General features: G+C 45.3%; 19 protein-coding genes. 11 read left to right on the forward strand and 8 right to left on the reverse strand.

The window, feature by feature from the left end; all coding sequences use genetic code 11:
- Positions 1 to 3: 3 nt before the first annotated feature.
- The gene (locus tag LIX84_RS09310; RefSeq protein ID WP_226421134.1) at positions 4 to 900 is read right to left on the reverse strand and encodes a LysR family transcriptional regulator ArgP; all 897 of its coding nucleotides are present in this window, start codon (positions 898 to 900) and stop codon (positions 4 to 6) included.
- 146 nt (positions 901 to 1,046) lie between these two features.
- On the opposite strand from LIX84_RS09310, the gene LIX84_RS09315 reads away from it, so the two are divergent.
- Together LIX84_RS09315 and LIX84_RS09320 are read left to right on the forward strand one after the other, a co-directional pair.
- Positions 1,047 to 1,676 carry a LysE/ArgO family amino acid transporter gene (locus LIX84_RS09315; protein WP_065646102.1) on the forward strand — a complete coding sequence of 210 codons (630 nt, stop codon included), beginning with the start codon at positions 1,047 to 1,049 and terminating at the stop codon, positions 1,674 to 1,676.
- A gap of 19 nt (positions 1,677 to 1,695) precedes the next feature.
- Positions 1,696 to 2,178 (forward strand): YbaK/EbsC family protein, encoded by a 483-nt coding sequence (locus LIX84_RS09320; RefSeq protein ID WP_161444047.1) that lies wholly within the window; start codon positions 1,696 to 1,698, stop codon positions 2,176 to 2,178.
- A 46-nt stretch (positions 2,179 to 2,224) separates the two neighbouring features.
- Here LIX84_RS09320 and mscS read toward each other — a convergent pair whose 3' ends face one another.
- The 5 genes from mscS to LIX84_RS09345 form a co-directional block, all read right to left on the reverse strand.
- On the reverse strand, positions 2,225 to 3,091 hold the full coding sequence (mscS, locus tag LIX84_RS09325) for a small-conductance mechanosensitive channel MscS (protein ID WP_005393946.1): 867 nt from the start codon (positions 3,089 to 3,091) through the stop codon (positions 2,225 to 2,227).
- A 434-nt stretch (positions 3,092 to 3,525) separates the two neighbouring features.
- Complete coding sequence (fbaA, locus tag LIX84_RS09330; RefSeq protein ID WP_005393947.1) at positions 3,526 to 4,602, reverse strand: class II fructose-bisphosphate aldolase; 1,077 nt, start codon at positions 4,600 to 4,602, stop codon at positions 3,526 to 3,528.
- Positions 4,603 to 4,756: 154 nt separating this feature from the next.
- A complete protein-coding gene (locus LIX84_RS09335) occupies positions 4,757 to 5,917 on the reverse strand; it encodes a phosphoglycerate kinase (protein ID WP_005393948.1) in 1,161 nt (386 codons plus the stop codon).
- A gap of 153 nt (positions 5,918 to 6,070) precedes the next feature.
- Positions 6,071 to 7,108 carry an erythrose-4-phosphate dehydrogenase gene (epd, locus tag LIX84_RS09340; protein WP_046875106.1) on the reverse strand — a complete coding sequence of 346 codons (1,038 nt, stop codon included), beginning with the start codon at positions 7,106 to 7,108 and terminating at the stop codon, positions 6,071 to 6,073.
- Positions 7,109 to 7,239: 131 nt separating this feature from the next.
- Positions 7,240 to 9,198 carry a ligand-gated channel protein gene (locus tag LIX84_RS09345; RefSeq protein ID WP_005393952.1) on the reverse strand — a complete coding sequence of 653 codons (1,959 nt, stop codon included), beginning with the start codon at positions 9,196 to 9,198 and terminating at the stop codon, positions 7,240 to 7,242.
- Between the two features lie 140 nt (positions 9,199 to 9,338).
- Here LIX84_RS09345 and LIX84_RS09350 point away from each other — a divergent pair, with 140 nt between their 5' ends.
- Positions 9,339 to 10,232, forward strand: a complete 894-nt coding sequence (locus tag LIX84_RS09350; protein ID WP_005393954.1) for a LysR family transcriptional regulator — start codon at positions 9,339 to 9,341, stop codon at positions 10,230 to 10,232.
- A gap of 93 nt (positions 10,233 to 10,325) precedes the next feature.
- Here LIX84_RS09350 and tkt read toward each other — a convergent pair whose 3' ends face one another.
- Positions 10,326 to 12,320, reverse strand: coding sequence for a transketolase (tkt, locus tag LIX84_RS09355; protein ID WP_104970967.1), 1,995 nt, complete (start codon positions 12,318 to 12,320; stop codon positions 10,326 to 10,328).
- A 315-nt stretch (positions 12,321 to 12,635) separates the two neighbouring features.
- Between tkt and metK the strand changes: the two genes are divergently transcribed.
- The 8 genes from metK to ruvX all read left to right on the forward strand — a co-directional run bounded on the left by metK (position 12,636) and on the right by ruvX (position 19,366).
- Positions 12,636 to 13,790: a methionine adenosyltransferase gene (metK, locus tag LIX84_RS09360; RefSeq protein ID WP_005381027.1), complete on the forward strand. Its 1,155-nt coding sequence runs from the start codon at positions 12,636 to 12,638 to the stop codon at positions 13,788 to 13,790.
- Positions 13,791 to 14,192: 402 nt separating this feature from the next.
- The gene (locus LIX84_RS09365) at positions 14,193 to 14,990 is read left to right on the forward strand and encodes a DUF2189 domain-containing protein (protein ID WP_005393959.1); all 798 of its coding nucleotides are present in this window, start codon (positions 14,193 to 14,195) and stop codon (positions 14,988 to 14,990) included.
- A 68-nt stretch (positions 14,991 to 15,058) separates the two neighbouring features.
- Positions 15,059 to 15,556: a SprT family zinc-dependent metalloprotease gene (locus LIX84_RS09370; protein WP_012841396.1), complete on the forward strand. Its 498-nt coding sequence runs from the start codon at positions 15,059 to 15,061 to the stop codon at positions 15,554 to 15,556.
- Positions 15,557 to 15,706: 150 nt separating this feature from the next.
- A complete protein-coding gene (gene endA / locus LIX84_RS09375; RefSeq protein WP_047008832.1) occupies positions 15,707 to 16,402 on the forward strand; it encodes a deoxyribonuclease I in 696 nt (231 codons plus the stop codon).
- A gap of 116 nt (positions 16,403 to 16,518) precedes the next feature.
- Positions 16,519 to 17,250: a 16S rRNA (uracil(1498)-N(3))-methyltransferase gene (gene rsmE / locus LIX84_RS09380; protein ID WP_005393970.1), complete on the forward strand. Its 732-nt coding sequence runs from the start codon at positions 16,519 to 16,521 to the stop codon at positions 17,248 to 17,250.
- A gap of 13 nt (positions 17,251 to 17,263) precedes the next feature.
- Positions 17,264 to 18,214, forward strand: a complete 951-nt coding sequence (gene gshB / locus LIX84_RS09385) for a glutathione synthase (protein WP_104970968.1) — start codon at positions 17,264 to 17,266, stop codon at positions 18,212 to 18,214.
- A gap of 128 nt (positions 18,215 to 18,342) precedes the next feature.
- Positions 18,343 to 18,906, forward strand: a complete 564-nt coding sequence (locus LIX84_RS09390; RefSeq protein ID WP_005393973.1) for a YqgE/AlgH family protein — start codon at positions 18,343 to 18,345, stop codon at positions 18,904 to 18,906.
- A gap of 34 nt (positions 18,907 to 18,940) precedes the next feature.
- On the forward strand, positions 18,941 to 19,366 hold the full coding sequence (gene ruvX / locus LIX84_RS09395; RefSeq protein ID WP_005381017.1) for a Holliday junction resolvase RuvX: 426 nt from the start codon (positions 18,941 to 18,943) through the stop codon (positions 19,364 to 19,366).
- A 61-nt stretch (positions 19,367 to 19,427) separates the two neighbouring features.
- On the opposite strand, the gene LIX84_RS09400 is transcribed toward ruvX, so the two are convergent.
- Positions 19,428 to 20,534, reverse strand: a complete 1,107-nt coding sequence (locus tag LIX84_RS09400; RefSeq protein WP_006743091.1) for a PilT/PilU family type 4a pilus ATPase — start codon at positions 20,532 to 20,534, stop codon at positions 19,428 to 19,430.
- Between the last annotated feature and the right edge of the window lie 7 nt (positions 20,535 to 20,541).

Consider the following 20,541-nt stretch of genomic DNA (forward strand, 5'->3'; position numbering starts at 1 on the left):
AACTTATTGAGGTAAGTGTCGCTGAGCATACCCGACTATCGCGTGTGAGATTTCTTGTAGAACCCCCGTTTCCAGTTGCCAATGATGCCAATAAATCCGATGGGACATTAAGAAACCGGGAGTAACATCAACCAACGCGCCACGCTCTAGCTCGTCGGTAATTTGCAAACGAGGGATTAAGCAATAGGCTACACCAGCTAACGCCACTTTTAGAAACGCTTCAGAGCTGCTGATGTTATGGTGAATGACGCTATCAGGGCTGACATTGAAATGCTCGGTAAGAAAGGTTTTATGTAGGTCATCATATTGATCATACGAAACGGCCGGCGCCTTGGCCAAAGTCTGGTTATTAACGCCTTGAGCAAAGTAACGCTGATAAAACTCCGGGCTCGCGACACAAACGTAATCAACACGTCCCAAGTAATCCGCTCTACAGCCAGGTATCGGCTGGGATTCTAAGCTGATCGCCCCCGTCACTTCGCCACTTTTTAGCTTTTCGATGGAACGAGATTCACCATAGATAGTGAGTTTGAGTTCAACCTGACGCTGCTTCATGACATCTTGCAGTGCAGGCAGTAGCCAAGTAGCAAGGCTATCAGCATTGGTCGCCAAAGAGAGTTGTACAGGTCGAGTACTGGTATCATTCTTGAGTTCGGGCAGAATTTCATGCTCGAGTAAGCGCACTCGACGATAAAGGCCTAATAACTTTTTACCAATCGGCGTTGGCTTGGGTGGTTGACTACGAACCAAAACGGGTTGTGCGAGAAACTTCTCTAATTGTTTAATACGTTGAGAAATCGCTGATTGCGAGACAAATAAATGCTCAGCTGCACGCTCAAAGCTCTCCTGATAAACCACGGCATCTAATGCCTCAATCCATTTATAGTCCAACCCTCTCATCCTGCTCTTCCTCTCCTGATAAAACATCAACCCTTAAATTAGCTTAGCTAATATAATATTAAAATCATTAATTATACTTATTTAGATAAACTCTTTATCTTTCACTCTTCTGAGAATTTATTGGTTATTTTGAAGTGAGGTGAAGTGTGAGCTTGTGGGTTCTATTGCAAGGGTTTGGTTTAGGGGCATCAATGATCATTCCAATCGGCGCACAAAATGCGTATGTCTTAAATCAAGGCATAAAGCGCAATCATCACCTGACGACTGCCACTATTTGTAGCATCCTAGATATGATCTTCATTTCTCTAGGTATCTTTGGTGGTGGTGCGATTTTGTCTCAAAATGAAATCTTACTAACATCGGTGACCCTTGGTGGTATTGCCTTCCTGAGCTTTTATGGATTACTGTCACTTAAGAGCGCGTTTAAGTCAGACAGTGACTCAGAATCAAAAGGTGAAGTCGTCGCTCGTGGTCGTCGAACGGTCATATTAGGCGCGTTAGCCGTCACTGTACTTAACCCACATTTGTACTTAGATACAGTCGTTATTCTGGGCTCTATTGGTGGGCAGTTTGAAGGCCATGACCGAATTGCTTTTGCACTAGGTACGATGATGGCTTCCTTTGTTTGGTTCTATACCTTGTCGATAGGAGCCGCAAAACTAGGCCCTACCCTATCAAAGCCAAGAGTGAAAAAAGGCATCGACATCGCGGTCGCAGTAATGATGTTCACGATAGCGTATATTTTAGCTAGCGAACTTATTGAAAAGTACTGGTAATCAACAGGACAACATAGACATGGAGTCACTAAAGCGTATCTATGATATCAATAGAGAGCGACTCAACGCGCTCTCTATTCCTTTTCGGGAATGGCAGCATGAAGCCATCTTAGACTTTGACACGGATATAAGAATTGCGTCCGAGCTTGGATGGACAGGCACGCACACCAAAAGCCTCTTCTTAAAACTTAAAGGACAAGGCTACGCAATTTATCTAACAGAAAAAGACTCTCGCCTCGATGCCAAACAAATAAAAGCCGTCACAGGTAAACGCCCATCAATTTGTGACGACGGTGAAATGGTCGAAGTGTTAGGTTGTTTGCCTGGAGCGGTATGTCCGATTGGCTTACCTGAATATGTCACGCTCATTGTAGATACAACCCTGTATCTACACGAAGAGTTGCTCTATACGCCAGGGTTGCCTGAATTCACCTTTGGCTTTGCCGGTAAACATCTAAAACGTCTATTGCTTGCCGGTAATCACATTCTTTATGAGATATAAAAAAGCGAGGCCAATTGGCCTCGCTTTCGAATATCTACCGCTTGTATTAAGCGTCGATTTTGTTCAGATGAACATCCATTTGTGGGAATGGAATTTCGATACCATTTTCATCCAGTGCTTCTTTAATACCTTGCATTGCATCAAAGTATACGCCCCAGTAATCTGCAGTTTTCACCCATGGGCGAACCACAAAGTTTACTGAAGAGTCTGCCAGTGTAAGTACACCGATTGTGATATCAGGATCTTTCAAGATACGCGGATCTTTTTCTAGCGTCTCGCGAATTACTTTCTTCGTTAGTTTAAGATCCGCTTTGTATGACACACCAATCACTAAGTCGACACGTCGCGTTGCATGACGAGAGTAGTTAGTAATTGCACCACCGATTACTGACGAGTTAGGCACAACAACCATCTTGTTGTCTGGTGTTTTTAGAACAGTTTGGAAGATTTGAATTGCTTCAACACTACCCGCTACACCGCCAATTTCTACGTAGTCGCCAGATTTGAATGGACGGAACGCAACAATGAGTACACCAGCTGCAAAGTTTGATAGTGAACCTTGTAGCGCAAGACCAACAGCAAGACCTGCCGCACCGATTACAGCCACGACTGAAGCGGTTTGAACGCCTAATCGACCAAGAGCGGCGATAAGTACGATTACAAATAGCAAGTAACGAACAAGACCGTGAATAAATTCAACGACAGCCTTATCCATGTTTTTCTTTTCTAGTACTTTAGAAACACTACCAGCGACTGCTTTAACGATAATATTACCGATAAACAGAATAAGCAGCGCAGAGATAATGTTCACACCGTACTGAACCAGTAGATCTGAGTTGTTTGTCAGCCAAGTTTCAGCCTGAGTTAGACCATCCGTTAAAGTGGTATCGATACCCACCGATTCACCTGCCATAATTCTTATCCTCAAAAATAAAGATATATAAATCCAATTGCCGTTAATTTATGAACCTTGTTTTTTAAAGGCTCTTTTCTAAAACAACATCCCTATTGCCCCACTGAACAGTGTCAGATTTTTGGCACAATATCCCAACTTTGACTTTTTTCAAAGTCAGAGTTTCGCAAAGATATGCAAAACAAGACTTTATCAGAGTTTTCTGATATTGGCTTGTTACAGGTTACGCAATGCACTCTTATTTCGCCACTCCTATGACTGATATTCCTATGTTTTTATTTAAAAACGTTAAAGGGGGAACATCCCACCATAAAATACAACCTGACGCATAAAGATATCAATAGGAAAGCAGGGAAAGAAACATAGGGGCAAAATGATAGACATAAAAAAACCCGCTCAAAAAGCGGGTTTTTAAGTAACTTAATCAGTAACGATTATAGTACGTCAACTGCGTTTAGGTCAGCAAATGCTTGCTCTAGACGAGCTACCATTGAAGCTTGACCAGCACGTAGCCATACGCGTGGATCGTAGTACTTCTTGTTTGGTGCATCTTCACCAGTTGGGTTACCGATTTGGCCTTGTAGGTAATCGTGGTTTTCAGCTTCGAACTTACGGATACCATCCCAAGTTGCCCACTGTGTATCAGTATCGATGTTCATTTTGATAACACCGTAACCGATAGACTCACGGATTTCTTCTAGAGAAGAACCTGAACCACCGTGGAATACGAAGTTTAGAGAGTTCGCTGGAAGACCGAATTTCTCAGAAACGTGCGCTTGAGAATCACGTAGGATAGTTGGAGTTAGAACAACGTTACCTGGCTTGTACACGCCGTGTACGTTACCGAAAGATGCTGCGATAGTGAAACGGTGGCTGATTGCGCTTAGTTTCTCGTATGCGTATGCAACGTCTTCTGGAGAAGTGTATAGCTCAGACGCATCCATATCAGAGTTGTCAACGCCGTCTTCTTCACCACCAGTACAACCTAGTTCGATTTCTAGAGTCATGTTCATTTTAGCCATGCGCTCTAGGTACTTAGCAGAAATCTCGATGTTCTCTTCTAGAGACTCTTCAGAAAGGTCGATCATGTGAGAAGAGAACAGAGGCTTACCAGTTTGAGCGAAGTACTCTTCACCAGCGTCTAGTAGACCGTCGATCCAAGGAAGTAGTTTCTTAGCAGCGTGGTCAGTGTGTAGGATTACTGGTACACCGTAAGCTTCAGCTACAGCGTGAACGTATTTCGCACCAGCAACAGCACCTAGGATTTGAGCCTCTTGACCTTCAAGTTTTAGACCTTTACCAGCAAAGAAAGCAGCACCACCGTTAGAGAATTGAACGATAACTGGAGCTTTAACTTTTGCAGCTGCTTCAAGTACTGCGTTTACAGAGTCAGTACCCACACAGTTTACTGCTGGAAGTGCAAAGCTGTTTTCTTTTGCAACTTCAAATACTTTCTGAACGTCATCGCCAGAGATAACACCTGGTTTTACGAAGTCGAAGATCTTAGACATGGATGTAATCCTATTTATCTGTCGTTTTTAAACAAAACTTGTTAAGTTGAAAATCTTGCAAACGTTTGCTCACAACTGAGGCTATTCTAGCAGAGTTCCTCACACGTTGCAGCAAACAAGAAAGCGGGAGAATCACTCCCCCGCTTTGCTTTAATTACTTAGCGCGTGCTTCTAGCATTTCTACTGCTGGAAGAACTTTACCTTCTACGAACTCAAGGAAAGCGCCGCCACCTGTAGAGATGTAAGAAACGTCAGCTTTGATACCGAACTTGTCGATAGCTGCTAGCGTGTCACCACCACCTGCAACAGAGAAGCCTTCAGATGCTGCGATAGCTTCTGAGATACCTTTAGTACCTGCTTCGAAGTTCTTGAATTCGAATACGCCTACTGGACCATTCCATAGGATAGTCTTCGCGTTCTTAAGGATTTCTGCTAGTTCAGCTGTTGAATCTGGGCCAAGGTCGAAGATCATGTCGTCGTCTTGTACTTCAGAAACGTGTTTAATTTCTGCTTCTGCGTTTTCGTCGAATGCTTTCGCACATGCAACGTCAGTTGCTACTGGAATTGCACACTCATCCATTAGCTTCTTAGCAGTGTCTACTAGATCCGCTTCGTATAGAGACTTACCAACGTTGTGGCCAGCAGCTGCGATAAATGTGTTAGCAATACCACCACCAACAACTAGTTGGTCAGCGATTTTAGATAGAGACTCAAGTACAGTTAGCTTAGTAGAAACTTTTGAACCACCTACGATAGCAACCATTGGACGAGCTGGGTTGTCCATTGCTTTACCTAGCGCTTCAAGCTCGTTTGCTAGAAGAGGGCCAGCACAAGCGATAGGTGCGTGCATACCAACACCATGAGTTGACGCTTGAGCGCGGTGAGCCGTACCGAATGCATCCATTACGAATACGTCACATAGTGCTGCGTATTTCTTAGATAGCTCTTCGTCGTTTTTCTTTTCGCCTTTGTTAAAGCGAACGTTTTCTAGAACAACAAGTTCACCAGCGTTTAGCTCTAGGCCATCTAGGTAGTCTTTTGCTAGCTTAACTTCACAATCTAGTGCGTCGTTTAGGTAGTTAACAACTGGTTGTAGAGAGAACTCTTCAGCGTATTCACCTTCAGTTGGGCGACCTAGGTGAGACGTAACCATTACTTTAGCGCCTGCTTCTAGGCAGTGCTTAATAGTTGGAAGAGATGCGATGATACGTGCATCTGAAGTTACTTTACCGTCTTTTACTGGCACGTTTAGGTCAGCACGGATAAATACACGTTTACCTGCAAGATCCAGGTCAGTCATCTTGATTACAGACATGATGTGTCCTCTCAAATATTGATAATTAAAGTTTTTGAAAACTCGGCAACCCTGCCAAGCCTGTTAATTCTTCAAACTGGTTATAGATGATATGGAGATATCATGGATTTATTTCAAGGCTTGAAATAAAAATTCTCCATTACTTCTTCGTCATTACTGCTCCACTTGAGAAGAAGCTTGCATTGCTAAGGCAGTATCCAGCATCCGGTTAGCAAAGCCCCATTCGTTGTCGCACCAAACGAGCATTTTTACGAGTTGCCCGTTACTCACTCTAGTCTGGCTTCCATCAACAATCGCACTATGGGGGTCGTGGTTAAAGTCGATGGAAACGAGTGGCGATTCAGTATAGTCAACAATGTTACGTAATGTACACTGAGATGCGTTAACAATGGTTTGATTTACGTCATTAACTTTCACATTTGTATTAATTGTGACACTTAAATCCATTGCGGTGACGTTAACGGTTGGGACACGAACAGAAATTGCTTCGAATTTGTTGGAAAATTTCGGGAAGATTCTTTCAATTCCCTTATGCAACTTGGTGTCAACCGGAATAATAGATTGGCTCGCAGCGCGGGTACGGCGTAGATCGTTATGGTACGCATCGATTACTTGCTGATCGTTCATGGAAGAGTGAATCGTGGTAATGGTACCGGACTCAATACCGAAGGCTTCATCTAACACTTTAATGATGGGAACGATACAATTGGTGGTGCATGAGCCATTAGAGACAACACGGTGTTCATCTTTCAGAGTTTCGTGGTTCACACCATAGATAATCGTATTATCTATGTCGCTTGCGCCCGGGTGTGAAAACAGCACTTTCTTCGCGCCAGCTTCTATATGCGCTTGCCCATCGGCTTGTGAACCAAACACGCCAGTGCAATCCAAAACAATATCGACTTCTAAATCGCGCCAAGGAAGTAATTCGAGTTCAGAGAGGTGAAGAATGCGAATAGAATCATATTCGCCGCTGTCATGATGAACATGCAAGTGTTCTTGGTCGTGGGAGATTTTTTTACCGAAGCGACCATGACTAGTGTCATATTGCAGTAGGTGCGCCATCGCTTCTGGCTGAGCTAATTCGTTAACCGCCACAACCTTGATCTGCTGATGTTTTCCGCTTTCATACACGGCTCGCAGAACATTACGACCTATACGTCCAAATCCATTGATCGCAACCTTTAGCATTTATCCTTCGCCCTACCAAAAATTTCGTGTCACAGATACTACCTGATCAGGCTGAAAAACGCACCTGTTGAATCATAGTAAAGCAGTATTAAAAAAGGCCGAGACAATGCTCGGCCTTATTACAACAATAATTAAAATGCGACGTCTAAACCTAACCAGTAGCGACGACCATCTTCGACATATCCGTATTCTTCGTAACTGATTTCCTCATCCAGCAAGTTATAGATCGCACCTTTAATACGAGTATTATCGGTTAACTGGTATGTCACACCAGCGTCAACAAAAGTATAAGCAGGCTCTACGATACTGTTTCTTGATGGGCCAGTAACCGGATCCATTTCTTTACCTCGGTAAGTGACTTTAGCCCAGCTTTCTAGATCTGTTGTTGTTTGCCAAGTTACATCCACATTAAACAAATGCTTTGGTAACTGCTGCAGCGGCATGCCTTTGTATTCACCTGTTTTTTGCTCTGAGTCGGTAAATGTGTAGCTCGAGCTGAGGTAAATGGTTTCCGTTAATGGCGATGCTAAGGTCGCTTCAATACCTTGTGTGACCGCTTCGTCCACGTTAATGCGGTACGTTGGATCTGCACCCCATTGGTTTGGTCCATCTGTACAGATGGTATCTGGGCAAACAACACGTGTGATCTTGTCTTTGAACTCATTATGGAACGCAGTCAAAGAGACATCTAAACCAGAGTCACCTTGATACAAGACACTGATTTCTTTGTTTAGCGACGTTTCAGGGTCAAGGTCTGGGTTACCGTAGATATTACCGCCGCCACTGACTTGCGCCCAACCAGGAGTAATTTCACGTAATTGCGGAGAACGGAAACCTGTTGCCACACCGCCTTTCACAGTCCAAGATGGGTCAACTCGCCATACACCATAGACACGCGGACTAAAGTGCGCACCATAGTTTTCGTCATGATCTAGACGACCACCAAGCGTAACGCTAAACGGATCGGCGATTCTCCACTCATCTTCAATGAAAACAGCCCACTGCGTATTCGATGTTTCGGTCTTCGATGACGCTTTATTGGAAGTAAAATCCTCAAGTTCGGCATGAGTAGCATCCACACCGGTCGTCAACGTATGGTTTCCAATACCAGTCACCAAGCTCGATTTGAACGTGGTGTTGGTGATCGTCATCTCGCGAGATTTGTTCTCGCTCTCTTCACGTTGTAAGTAAGTATCTGAGATGCCAACCGAGTCCCAGTCGCCATTGTGACTTAGCGTTACATAATTACGACGATATTCGTTGAGTGAATCCTCACAACCTCTTCGGCAACCCGTCGTTGGTACGGAAAGGCCAACGTTACCGCGACGACTTTGTGCCGATGTGCCACCCTCTAGTTGCACAGAATGGCGGTCATTAATCTGGTAGGTCAGTTTTGAAGAGATACTTTGCATATCTTTATCTTCATAGCCGTATTCAATATCGTCTTCTTCTCTTGCGGTATACTGACCGTATACTTGGAGAGATAGATTTTCGGCTAGCGGCCCATTGACGAAGAAATTCGCGCTTTGCTCTCCGCCCGAGCGACTGTTTTCTTGCAGAACCGTGCCTAGCTGAACATTACCTGTCCACTCCATCGCGTCTTTTCGCGTGATCACGTTAATTACACCACCAATCGCATCAGAGCCATAAAGCGTCGACATTGGACCACGGATAACTTCAATTCGCTCAATCGCTTGAAGAGGGGGTAACCAGCCTTGTTCGATACCAGGGCCGTCACTATTTGGGCGAGTTTCACGTGTGCTTTGACGTTTACCATCGACCAGTATCAAAGTGTATTTAGAACCCATACCACGGATACTGATATCGGTAGTGTCACCACCACCTGTTACGACGACACCAGGCACGCTTTTTAGTGCATCAGTCACATCGCGGTAATAACGAGAGTCCAACTCCTCACGCGAAATCACACTAATACTTGCAGGCGCGTCCGCTTGAGATTGCTCATAACTTGATGCAGTTACAACCACTGTTTCCATTTTAGAAACCGCATCATTGGCAAACACATGAGGGACACTGACGAAGGCTAAAATACCAGTTGCAGTAATAACTGGCAGTCTAAGAGTAGACATCTACATCTCCATAATTGATAATGATTATTATTTTCGAAAGTGAATTATTCACAAATAGAATGAGATGCATAGTGAGAGTTATGGAACGGTTCTTCCCATTTATGGAACCCGTGCATAACGCAGTAAGGAGTAAATGAAATATGCACGACTTAGCATCAATTAGAGCCTTTGATGCGCTCAATCAGCATAAGAGTTTGACCGCCGCTGCCAAGGCCCTTAACCAGCCTAAATCAACGCTGAGTCGTCGCTTAGCACAATTAGAAGAAGATTTCGGTCAGGCTCTAACCGCAAGACAAGGTAACCGATTAGTTCTGACAAGAGCGGGAGAAATTTTTGCCCACTACAGTCGCCAGATTCTTGAGCTAAGTGAAGAGAGTTATGACGCGCTTCAAGGTTTAACAAACCAAGTTTCAGGGCCGCTGCATATTGTTTGTCACACAGCATTAGTTAGAAGTTGGCTAGGTGGTGTGCTCAACGGTTTTCTTGCCGATAATCCTGATGTTAGGGTTCAGCTTACCAGTGACTTTTCTGAAGCGCACCATGACCCAGATTTGTTCATCTGGCTCGGTGAGCGTAAAGATCTCGATTGGCGCAAAGAGGTATTAGGCTCATTTCGTTACACGCCCTTTGCCTCTCCAGCTTATCTTGAACAACACGGTTCGATCCTGCACCCCAAAGAGCTTGAAGCGCATCCGTGGATCGATTTTGGCTCGGTACAAGAAAATGGATTGATGCTCTCACACCCCCAACACGGTGAGTTCTTTTTAGAGCCATTTGTGAGTCGCTTATACAGCGACAACATCGCAATGCAGATCGACAGCATCGCGAATGGTCATGGTATTGGACTGCTGCCAACTTGGACAGCAAGCGGCTACGAGAAACATCATCCGGGTCGAATCACACCTTGCTTAGAAGGTTGGCTTTCAGAGCCCATCTCCATTAACTGCTATACGCCTGCAGGAAGACCACCACTGCGCTTATCCGTACTTTTAGACTGTATTCACCAAAGCATTCCACAAGGTTGGAAAACCTGACAAAAAACAAAAAGGCCATCGCAATGATGGCCTTTCCAACTTTAGTATCTAACAGTCGTCCTTTACGTTCGGACTATTGAGACAATCTAGCAGTTACGCTAGCAATTCTTTTGCTGTGTTCACTACGTTTTCAGTCGTGAAGCCAAACATCTCGAATAGTTGACCAGCAGGTGCAGATTCACCGAATGAAGTCATACCGATGATGCGACCATCGAAACCAACGTACTTGTACCAGAAGTCAGCAATACCTGCTTCGATAGCGATGCGTGCCGTTACGTCTGATGGCAATACTGCTTCACGGTAAGCGGCGTCTTGTTTGTCGAATGCATCTGTTGATGGCATTGAAACCACGCGTACTTTCTTACCTTCTGCTGTTAGTTGAGTCGCAGCTTCTACTGCTAGCTCAACTTCAGAGCCTGTTGCGATAAGGATAAGCTCTGGCTTGCCTTCGCAATCTTTCAGGATGTAAGCACCTTTCGCGATGTTCGCTACTTGCTCAGCTGTACGATCTTGTTGCGCTAAGTTTTGACGAGAGAAGATAAGTGCTGTTGGTGCATCTTTACGTTCAATCGCTAGTTTCCATGCTACGGCAGACTCAACCTGGTCACACGGACGCCATGTGCTCATGTTTGGCGTTACGCGTAGAGATGCCATTTGCTCAACAGGTTGGTGAGTTGGGCCATCTTCGCCAAGACCAATCGAATCGTGCGTGTACACTTGGATGTTCTGAATTTTCATCAGCGCAGCCATACGCATTGCGTTACGAGCGTATTCCATGAACATTAGGAATGTTGCGCCGTAAGGAACGAAACCACCGTGCAATGCGATACCGTTGATGATAGCGGTCATACCGAATTCACGTACACCGTAGTGGATGTAGTTGCCAGAGAAGTCATCCGTTTCTAGAGACTTAGAACCAGACCACATGGTCAGGTTAGAAGGCGCTAGGTCAGCAGAACCACCCATAAACTCAGGAAGCATTTGACCAAACGCTTCTAGTGCATTTTGCGATGCTTTACGTGATGCAATGTTCGCTGGGTTTGCTTGAAGATCAGCAATGATTTGGTTCGCTTTTTCTTCCCATTCCGCTGGAAGTTCGCCGTTTAGACGACGTTTAAGCTCTGCTGCTTCTGCAGGGTAAGCTGCTGCGTATGCTTCAAACTTTTCATTCCAAGCCGCTTCTTTCGCTGCACCTGCTTCTTTTGCGTCCCACTCAGCGTAAACATCTGCAGGGATTTCAAATGGACCGTACTCCCAACCTAGGTATTCGCGAGCCGCTTGAATCTCATCGTGACCTAATGGCGCACCGTGACAGTCGTGTGAGCCAGACTTGTTAGGAGAACCGAAACCGATAATTGTTTTAGTACAGATTAGAGTCGGACGAGGATCCGCTTTAGCCGCTTCAATCGCTGCGTTGATTGCTTCAGGATCGTGACCGTCTACCGCTGGGATTACGTGCCAGCCGTAAGCTTCGAAACGCTTAGGTGTATCGTCAGAGAACCAACCTTCAACGTGACCGTCGATAGAGATACCGTTGTCATCCCAAAACGCGATCAGTTTGCCTAGACCTAGCGTACCTGCTAGAGAGCATGCTTCGTGCGAGATGCCTTCCATTAGACAGCCGTCACCCATGAACACATACGTAAAGTGGTCAACGATGTCGTGACCTTCTTTGTTGAACTGTGCCGCTAGTGCTTTCTCTGCGATAGCCATACCAACAGCATTAGTGATGCCTTGGCCAAGAGGACCCGTTGTTGTCTCGATACCAGGCGCGTAACCGTACTCTGGGTGACCTGGGGTTTTTGAGTGCAATTGACGGAAGTTTTTCAGATCGTCAATAGATAGCTCATAACCGCTTAAGTGCAGTAGAGAGTAAATAAGCATTGAGCCGTGACCGTTTGACAGCACGAAGCGGTCGCGGTCGGCCCACTCTGGGTTTGATGGGTTGTGGTTTAGGTGAGAGCGCCAAAGAACTTCAGCGATATCAGCCATACCCATTGGTGCGCCTGGGTGGCCTGAGTTAGCTTGTTGAACACCATCCATGCTTAGAGCACGAATTGCATTGGCAAGATGTTTACGAGACGACATGTCTGCTCCTGAGTACATTAAGCGAAACGAAAAGTAGGTCATAATTCTCTCAAAGCCCTGTTGGGTGTGCAAACGTTTTCCAGTCCAAAACCTCACAAATATTGCACCTTTCGCGCCAAATCGTTCGAAGTTCTTAAAATTATCAATAAATCAGGCAAACGTTTGGTTATAACAAAAACCAAAAAAGAGCTTGTAATTCGAGCAATCAAATTTAGAATAGACGTCTAGATGTAGATACACCTACAAAAATTAGTATTAATTTGCGCTGGAGAGTTTATCATTCCCCAGTTTTAAACCAGATATAGTGGAGCTAACATGGCTAAGCACCTGTTTACTTCTGAGTCAGTATCAGAAGGTCATCCAGATAAAATTGCAGACCAGATTTCTGATGCGGTTCTTGACGCGATTCTAGAGCAAGATCCAAAGGCTCGTGTTGCATGTGAGACTTACGTTAAAACCGGTATGGTAATGGTGGGTGGTGAAATCACGACTTCAGCATGGGTAGACATCGAAGAGTTAACTCGTGAAACCGTTCGTGAAATCGGCTACGTACATTCAGATATGGGCTTTGACGCAGATTCTTGTGCGGTACTAAACACAATCGGTAAACAGTCGCCAGATATCAACCAAGGTGTTGATAAAGCTGACCCTAAAGAACAAGGTGCAGGCGACCAAGGCATCATGTTTGGTTACGCTTGTAACGAAACTGAAGTACTAATGCCAGCGCCAATTACTTACTCTCACCGTCTTGTTCAAAAGCAAGCAGAAGTTCGTAAAAACGGCACACTACCTTGGTTGCGTCCTGATGCAAAATCTCAGGTAACATTCCAATACGATCAAGGTAACATCGTTGGTATCGACGCGGTTGTTCTTTCAACTCAACACTGTGATTCAATCTCAACTTCAGACCTGCGTGAAGCGGTAATGGAAGAGATCATTAAACCAGTGCTACCTTCTGAGTGGATCAACAAAGAAACAAACTTCTTCATCAACCCAACGGGTCGCTTCGTAATCGGTGGTCCTATGGGTGACTGTGGTCTAACAGGTCGTAAGATCATCGTAGATACTTACGGCGGCGCAGCTCGTCACGGTGGCGGTGCGTTCTCTGGTAAAGATCCATCAAAAGTTGACCGTAGTGCAGCATACGCAGCACGTTACGTAGCGAAAAACATCGTAGCGGCTGGCATGGCTGACCGTTGTGAGATCCAACTTTCTTACGCAATCGGTGTTGCTGATCCAACGTCTATCATGGTGGAAACGTTCGGTACTGAGAAAGTATCTCACGACATCATCATTGAAGCAGTTCGTCAATTCTTCGACCTACGTCCATACGGCCTACAAGAAATGCTTAACCTTCTTCAACCTATCTACAAGAAGACAGCGGCTTACGGTCACTTCGGTCGTGAAGAATTCCCGTGGGAAGCGACAGACAAAGCTGCACTTCTACGCGATTTCGCTGGCATCAAATAATCAAGCCAAGCAAGAATCAATCAAGCCCTCGCCTATGGCGGGGGCTTTTTATTTTCAGCAACTTTTATCCAGCCATTTCAGCTCATACCGCCCTGCCCCACAAAGCAGTCCTGTTTCTCCCTCATTTTTATACCGAATAAATTTTCAGCAATTATTTGTAAATTATCCCATCTCCGCCAATAGTTAAAATATTGTTAATTCCAATTTAAATAGAGACGTCGGATGCTGGCGACTGTGGAAGCAACACTTAAGTAAAGACATGAGTCAGGCATCTTTATGGCCGATACCAAACTAAGCCAATGCTCAGATGTAAACTTGAAAAAGTCGCTTCAAGTTTGACTGAACAAAAACCGCTGTCAGTTGGTATAAGCGGATAATGTGGGAATAAATCAAGGAGGAGTTATGCCTCGAACTGTTAATCCATCGGACTTCCACAACAAGCGAAAGGAAGTGCCAGACAACGAATACGCCAGAACCATACCGTGCAATACGGTCAATCTTTCTGCACCTTTTCATTGGCTCGCATTAGGTCTGCATGATTTCGTGCGAATGCCGCTTATTAGTGCTTTCTATGGCATCTGTTTTATGGCAGCTGCCATAGGCATTGTTTTGCTCGTTCAGTGGCAAGGCACACACTTGGTCGTCATGCCCAGTTTGATTGTTTACATGTTAATCGGTCCGTTTCTCGCGCTCGGCTTGTATGATGCCAGTTGGGAGAGAGAGCGCGGACACAAAGCAAGCTTGTTCCATTCAATGAAAGCGATCGGTCGTAATTCAACATCTCAATGGGCATTCGCCGTGTTACTCGCAGTGTGTATGATATTTTGGATGCGTATTGCCGCTCTACTTCATGCGCTTTACCCTTCTGTTCAAGGGGCATCTTTAAGTGAGTTCCTCCCCTTCCTTGTCATCGGCTCTCTAGTTGGCTTTGTTTTGGCTTGTGTGGTGTTTAGCATTTCAGCCTTTTCTATTCCGCTCATGATGGAGCGTCGCGTAGATATGATGACCGCTGTATTTACTAGCTTTAATGCGGTGAAATCCAACATTCCAGCGATGATTGTTTGGGCGGCGATCATCTGCGGCGGTATTCTTATCGGCTTTGCAACGTACGGGATCGGAATGTTGTTTACCATGCCAATTCTAGGCTACGGTACATGGCACGCTTACCATGCCACCATCAAGAAAAAACACACTCCGTAATTAACTGATGCTATGATCTGGCCCTCGCGAATGCGGGGGCTTTTTTATTTGATTTATCGAGGTGAGTTGTGGATATAGAACTAAGCTATAAAGCCAAGCAAGTGATGGCGGACTGCATCGCGATGGCAGAGCAAGCTTTCAAACGTTCTTTTCCTATTCCAACGGTCACCTTCAACGTCCGCGGAAAAGCGGCAGGAAAAGCCTACCTTCAATTAAATCAAGTTCGCCTAAACCCCGTTTTATTTCGCGAAAACACCCAAGCATTCTTAGATGAAGTCATTCCTCACGAGGTGGCTCACCTGATTACTTATCAGGTTTACGGACGAGTTAGACCTCACGGCAAAGAATGGCAAGGTGTCATGGAAGCCGTATTTAAAGTGCCCGCCAAAACCACTCACAGCTTTGAAGTAAAATCCGTTCAAGGTAAAACCTTTGAGTATCGTTGTGGCTGTATGACCTACCCTCTATCGATTCGCCGTCATAATAAAGTGCTGCGCAAAGAGGCGACGTACTCTTGTCAAAAATGCCGCCAACCACTTAACTTCACAGGCGTTCAATTATCGTAATCTATATCTCATAGTGTTACTTGCGTTCCCAAAATAAAGATCGAGTTTATCAAAACCTTCCCTTCGCCATTTATTGTTAACTTACTCATCACTAAAGCTATTTTATGCGTGTTATCATGAATAAAGTCATACTTTATAAAGACTTTAATCATGAAATACCTATTCTCTTTGTTACTTATCGCGCTTTCTAGCACTGCGGTTGCCGCGCCACCAAGCTCCTTCTCTGCCGCCAAACGTGAGGCGGTAAAAATTTATCAAGACCATCCAACGAGCTTTTACTGTGGCTGCAACATTCAATGGCAAGGCAAAAAAGGCTCCCCAGATTTAGCCTCTTGCGGTTACCAAGTCCGTAAACAGGAAAAGCGGGCCGCACGAATCGAATGGGAGCATGTGGTACCTGCGTGGCAATTTGGCCACCAGCGTCAATGCTGGCAAGATGGCGGACGTAAAAACTGCAAGAAAAAAGACAAAACCTTTCGCTTGATGGAAGCAGACCTGCACAACCTAACCCCTGCCATTGGTGAAGTAAACGGTGACCGTTCGAACTACAACTTTAGCCAATGGAACGGCATCGATGGCGTGAGTTATGGTCGCTGTGAGATGCAAGTGAACTTTAAGCAGCGTAAAGTCATGCCACCAGACCGTGCTCGAGGTTCGATTGCTCGTACCTACCTATACATGAGCAAAGAGTACGGCTTTAAATTATCAAAACAGCAAACGCAGTTGATGAGTGCTTGGAACAAAACCTACCCAGTCGATAAATGGGAATGTGAGCGTGACGAGCGCATTGCCAAAGTACAAGGCAATCATAACCCATTTGTTCAAAAAGCCTGTCGCGCACTCTAGTACTCCTCTACCTTGAAGCGTTTCAATAACTGATATTGAAACGCTTCTTGCCCCTTGTTTTTTCGGTAGAAAGCATCCATGTTAGGGTTTAAGTTTATTCTCTTGCTGGAAATCTCATGCGTATCCCTCGAATTTATCATCCAGAAACCATTCATCAACTTGGCTCACTTGCTTTAAGTGACGACGCAGCAGGCCATATCGGCCGTGTTCTGCGAATGAAAGAAGGCCAAGACGTTCTCCTATTTGACGGCAGCGGCGCAGAATTCCCAGCGGTTATCAGTGAAGTCAGCAAAAAGACGGTTTTGGTTAACATTACTGAGCGTGTAGAAAACAGTATTGAATCCCCTTTAGACCTGCACCTTGGTCAAGTTATTTCACGTGGCGATAAGATGGAGTTCACTATCCAAAAGTCAGTGGAACTTGGCGTCAATACCATCACACCTCTGATTTCCGAACGTTGTGGCGTCAAGCTTGACCAAAAGCGCTTTGAGAAAAAACTCGCGCAATGGCAAAAAATAGCCATCAGTGCCTGTGAGCAGTGTGGACGCAATGTCGTTCCAGAGATTCGTCCAATTATGAGCTTGGAAGAGTGGTGTAAAGAAGAGTACGATGGCTTAAAGCTCAATCTTCATCCTCGTGCTAACTACTCAATCAACACACTGCCAACACCGGTTGAAAAAGTGCGCCTACTGATCGGCCCTGAAGGCGGTTTATCGTCTGAAGAAATCGAGATGACTCGAGAATATCAATTTGAAGAAACGCTACTCGGCCCTCGCGTTCTGCGCACCGAAACAGCGGCTCTGACAGCAATTACAGCCTTACAAGTTCGTTTCGGCGATCTTGGTTAAACGGAGAAAAATAATGATCAAACTCGGCATTGTGATGGACCCAATTTCGTCCATTAACATCAAAAAAGACTCTAGCTTTGCCATGATGCTTGAAGCGCAACGACGCGGCTATGAAATCCACTACATGGAAATGAATGATCTGCATCTCGATCAAGGCGTTGCCATTGCAGATACTAAAGTGGTGGAGCTAAAAGAAGATCCAAACGGTTGGTACGAGTTCAAATCAGAGCAAACGCTCGAACTGTCTGAGCTAGACGCTGTACTAATGCGTAAAGATCCTCCGTTTGACACAGAATACATCTACGCGACTTACATCCTTGAGCGTGCAGAAGAACAAGGTGCACTGATCGTTAACAAACCTCAAAGTCTACGTGATTGTAATGAAAAACTGTTTACAGCGTGGTTCCCTGAGCTGACACCAACGACAATCGTGACGCGAAAAGCAGAGAAAATTAAAGAGTTTCGTGAAAAGCATGGTGATGTCATCCTAAAACCGCTTGATGGTATGGGCGGCGCATCTATCTTCCGCGTAAAAGAAAACGACCCTAATGTCTCTGTAATCATCGAGACACTGACCAACCACGGTCAAAACTACGCAATGGCGCAAACCTTCGTGCCAGATATCAGCAACGGTGACAAACGTATCTTAGTCGTAGATGGTGAACCAATGCCTTACTGTCTAGCTCGTATTCCTGCAAAAGGTGAAACGCGCGGCAACCTAGCCGCTGGTGGCACAGGTGAGGCTCGACCACTAAGCGAGACCGATATTAAGATTGCTCAAACTGTCGCTCCTACACTGAAAGAAAAAGGTCTTATTTTTGTTGGCCTTGACGTAATTGGCGACAAGCTAACAGAAATCAACGTCACCAGCCCAACCTGTATTCGCGAAATTGAAGCGGCTTTTGACATCTCAATCACTGGCAAACTGATGGATGCGATTGAGCGTCGAGTAAAAGGCGAATAACTCAAACTGTATTACAGTTAATAGAGAGCGTAGTACATTAACTTAAGCAAACTCATGCACATACCTAGATGGTAAACTGTATGATGTTTGCTTAGGGGCATTTACGAGAGTTAAGGGTCAATATGAGTATGAATCTCACAAATCACTTTTTAGTTGCCATGCCTGGGATGAAAGATCCGTACTTTCAAAACAGCGTGATCTACGTTTGTGAGCACAACGAAGACGGCGCTATGGGGTTGATGATCAATGCTCCTGTTGATATCACCGTCGGCAACATGCTCAAGCAGGTGGAAGTTCAGCCAGTACACCCGCGCCTATTTGAAGCCAGCCTAGATAGACCAGTCTACAATGGCGGCCCAATCTCGGAAGATCGTGGTTTTATTCTGCATAAACCTAAAGATTACTACGAGTCCAGCGTCCAAATGACCGATGATCTCGCTGTAACCACTTCACGTGATATTCTGTCGGTGTTAGGAACAGAAGCAGAACCAAGTGATTACTTAGTGGCACTTGGCTACTCAGGTTGGAGTGCAGGCCAATTAGAAAATGAACTGGTCGAAAACTCTTGGCTCACCATTGAAGCGACGCCTGAAATTATCTTTAATACACCAATCAACGAGCGTTGGAAGAAAGCGGTCGAAAAGCTGGGCATCGACCCAAGTCACCTTTCAGCAGACTCTGGACATGCTTAGTCCGAAATACAGTTACATTAGATAGAGACACCTTATGTCACGCACAATTATGGCTTTTGACTTTGGAACCAAAAGCATTGGTAGCGCTATTGGCCAAGAAATTACCGGTACAGCTTCCCCATTAAAAGCCTTTAAAGCCAATGACGGTATTCCAAATTGGGACGATATCGAAAAGCAAATCAAAGAGTGGCAGCCAGATTTGCTAGTGGTCGGTTTACCAACTGATCTTCATGGCAAAGACCTTGAGACCATAACCCCTCGTGCACGAAAATTTGCTAAGCGTCTGCAAGGCCGATACGGCTTACCTGTTGAACTGCATGATGAGCGATTATCTACAGCAGAAGCTCGTGCGGAGTTGTTCAGCATGGGCGGCTACAAAGCCCTATCGAAAGGGAATGTGGACTGCCAGTCAGCGGTGGTGATTCTAGAAAGCTGGTTTGAAGCCCTCTGGGGTGAATAAAACACAATACTCAAAACAAGAAAAGGTTGGCAAGTGCCAACCTTTTTTCGTCTAAACACGCTTAATCCATATCGATCTTAACGTTAGCAAGACTGCCCGTAGAGAATGCTTCGCCACGCTGTGTTTTCAACATCAAGCGCAAATCATTCGCCGAATCGGCACTGTGCAGCGCGTCCTCTTCGCTGATCTTACCTTGCATCACCAACTTATAAAGAGATTGATCGAACGTCAGCATACCAAACTCATTTGAGCGAGCCATGGTTGACTTCAACTCATGCAAATCTCCGCGACGGATCAAATCCGACACACGTGGGCTATTTAGCAAGATCTCAAACACACCATGACGCCCCTGCCCATTTTTATCTCGGATCAGCTGCTGACCAACCACGCCTTTTAGGTTCATCGACAAGTCGAACAAGAATTGTTCTTTTTGATCTTTCGGTACCAAGTGAAGAATGCGCTCTAAAGCTTGGTTGGCATTGTTGGCGTGCAACGTTGCCATACACAAATGGCCCGTTTCGGCGAAGGTCATCGCGTATTCCATTGTTTCACGGCTACGGATCTCGCCAATCAAAATCATATCTGGTGCTTGGCGCAGCGAGTTTTTAAGCGCAACTTCATAGCTTTCCGTATCTAACCCAACTTCGCGTTGAGTCACGATACAGCGCTTATGCTCATGCACGAATTCGATCGGATCTTCGACCGTCAAAATGTGCCCCGTCTTGTTGCTGTTTCGATAGCCCGTCATTGCCGCCATTGTGGTGGACTTACCTGACCCAGTAGCACCGACCACCAGCACCAAACCACGCTTGGCTATCGCTAAATCTTGCAACACTAACGGTAACTTTAATTGCTCGAAGGTGGGAATATTGGTTTCAATACGACGAATCACCGCACCCGGTAATTCTCGTTGAAAAAAGGCACTAACACGGAAGCGGCCACAATCTCTCACAATGGCAAAATTCGACTCACGACTTTTACGAAATTCCTGACGCCGATCTGGCTCCATAGCACTGTCGAGTAATGCCGCTACATCACTCTCGGTGAGTTTTTCACCTTGAGGTCGCAATTCGCCATCCACGCGAAACAAAATTGGCGCACCAACCGTGATGTAAAGATCCGACGCTTTCAGCGCCAGCATACCTTCGAGAAATTTATTTAGATCCATCTTCCGT

Origin of the sequence: Vibrio sp. E14 (assembly GCF_020515785.1) — a bacterium.
Classification (GTDB): Bacteria; Pseudomonadota; Gammaproteobacteria; order Enterobacterales; family Vibrionaceae; genus Vibrio; species Vibrio diabolicus.

What these genes read in the sequence shown, in the direction of transcription:
- endA (WP_047008832.1), top strand. Translation starts at nt 15,707, where the DNA reads ATGAAATACCTATTCTCTTTGTTACTTATCGCGCTTTCTAGCACTGCG.
- LIX84_RS09345 (WP_005393952.1), bottom strand. Translation starts at nt 9,198, where the DNA reads ATGTCTACTCTTAGACTGCCAGTTATTACTGCAACTGGTATTTTAGCC.
- metK (WP_005381027.1), top strand. Translation starts at nt 12,636, where the DNA reads ATGGCTAAGCACCTGTTTACTTCTGAGTCAGTATCAGAAGGTCATCCA.
- LIX84_RS09320 (WP_161444047.1), top strand. Translation starts at nt 1,696, where the DNA reads ATGGAGTCACTAAAGCGTATCTATGATATCAATAGAGAGCGACTCAAC.
- mscS (WP_005393946.1), bottom strand. Translation starts at nt 3,091, where the DNA reads ATGGCAGGTGAATCGGTGGGTATCGATACCACTTTAACGGATGGTCTA.
- LIX84_RS09365 (WP_005393959.1), top strand. Translation starts at nt 14,193, where the DNA reads ATGCCTCGAACTGTTAATCCATCGGACTTCCACAACAAGCGAAAGGAA.
- LIX84_RS09310 (WP_226421134.1), bottom strand. Translation starts at nt 900, where the DNA reads ATGAGAGGGTTGGACTATAAATGGATTGAGGCATTAGATGCCGTGGTT.
- fbaA (WP_005393947.1), bottom strand. Translation starts at nt 4,602, where the DNA reads ATGTCTAAGATCTTCGACTTCGTAAAACCAGGTGTTATCTCTGGCGAT.
- LIX84_RS09350 (WP_005393954.1), top strand. Translation starts at nt 9,339, where the DNA reads ATGCACGACTTAGCATCAATTAGAGCCTTTGATGCGCTCAATCAGCAT.
- tkt (WP_104970967.1), bottom strand. Translation starts at nt 12,320, where the DNA reads ATGTCGTCTCGTAAACATCTTGCCAATGCAATTCGTGCTCTAAGCATG.
- gshB (WP_104970968.1), top strand. Translation starts at nt 17,264, where the DNA reads ATGATCAAACTCGGCATTGTGATGGACCCAATTTCGTCCATTAACATC.
- rsmE (WP_005393970.1), top strand. Translation starts at nt 16,519, where the DNA reads ATGCGTATCCCTCGAATTTATCATCCAGAAACCATTCATCAACTTGGC.
- LIX84_RS09390 (WP_005393973.1), top strand. Translation starts at nt 18,343, where the DNA reads ATGAATCTCACAAATCACTTTTTAGTTGCCATGCCTGGGATGAAAGAT.
- ruvX (WP_005381017.1), top strand. Translation starts at nt 18,941, where the DNA reads ATGTCACGCACAATTATGGCTTTTGACTTTGGAACCAAAAGCATTGGT.
- epd (WP_046875106.1), bottom strand. Translation starts at nt 7,108, where the DNA reads ATGCTAAAGGTTGCGATCAATGGATTTGGACGTATAGGTCGTAATGTT.
- LIX84_RS09400 (WP_006743091.1), bottom strand. Translation starts at nt 20,534, where the DNA reads ATGGATCTAAATAAATTTCTCGAAGGTATGCTGGCGCTGAAAGCGTCG.
- LIX84_RS09335 (WP_005393948.1), bottom strand. Translation starts at nt 5,917, where the DNA reads ATGTCTGTAATCAAGATGACTGACCTGGATCTTGCAGGTAAACGTGTA.